The 925-nt window shown below is 77.1% G+C and carries 1 protein-coding gene; it reads right to left on the bottom strand.

Annotation, left to right across the window (positions count from 1 at the left end; all coding sequences use genetic code 11):
- Nucleotides 1-834, bottom strand: an 834-nt coding sequence (locus MXD58_RS25685) for a glycosyltransferase (RefSeq protein ID WP_250610271.1), incomplete at its 3' end; no start/stop codon positions are given.
- Between the last annotated feature and the right edge of the window lie 91 nt (nt 835-925).

Here is a 925-nt window from a genome sequence, read left to right as displayed (position 1 = left end):
GTGCGACCACCGGGCACGACGGCCGGCGCCGCCCCCGGTGCCGAGGACGTCGCGATAGTGGCCGAGCAGCTCGTCGCCGATCGCGCCCCAGCCGCAGCCGGCGACCGAGTCGTACGCGGCCAGCCCCATGGCCTCCCGCCGGGCGGTGTCCGCGGCGAGGCCCGCGACCTGCGCCCGCAGTTCCACCGCGCTGCCGGGGGCGTAGTGCAGGCCGGAGACGCCGTGCTCGACGACGTCGAGCAGCCCGCCGGCCCCCGGCGCGACCACCGGCACCCCGCTGGCCTTCGCCTCCTGCGCCGCCTGGCAGAAGGTCTCGTCCACACGGGGGTGCACGAAGATGTCCAGGCTCGCGACCGCGGCGGAGAGCTCCGCCCCGCCGCGGAAGCCGAGGAACGCCGCGTCCGGCAGCGACCGGGTGAGCGCCGCCCGCGACGGCCCGTCGCCGACGACGACCAGGCGCGTCCCGGGCAGGCCGTGGACCGCGCCGAGCAGCTCCACCCGCTTCTCCCTGGCGAGGCGGCCCACGTAGCCGACGAGCAGCTCGCCGTTCGGTGCGAGCTGGCGGCGCAGGTCGGCGTCGCGGTGGCGCGGGTTGAAACGCTCGGTGTCGACGCCCCGGCTCCAGCGGGCGACCCGCTGCACCCCCTGGCGCAGCAGGGCGTCGACGGCGTCCCAGGACGGCGCGAGCGTGCGGGCGGCGAGGCGGTGCACGGTGGCCAGCCAGTGCCAGATCGTGCGTTCCGCGGTGGCCAGGCCGTAGCGGGCGGCGAAGGCCGCGATGTCGGTCTGGTAGACGGCGATGCTCGGCACGTCCAGGCGCCGCGCGGCCAGCACCGCCTGCGCGCCGAGCCCCGGTCCAACGCGGCACAGATCCGGGACACCTCCGACTTCGAGATCCCCGTGTCCACCCCGAGCGCGGCAACGA

The organism is Frankia sp. AgKG'84/4 (assembly GCF_023242965.2).
Classification (GTDB): domain Bacteria; phylum Actinomycetota; class Actinomycetes; order Frankiales; family Frankiaceae; genus Frankia.
The sequence above is the reverse complement of the archived record's forward strand: the minus strand, read 5'-3'. Positions and strand labels throughout refer to the sequence as shown.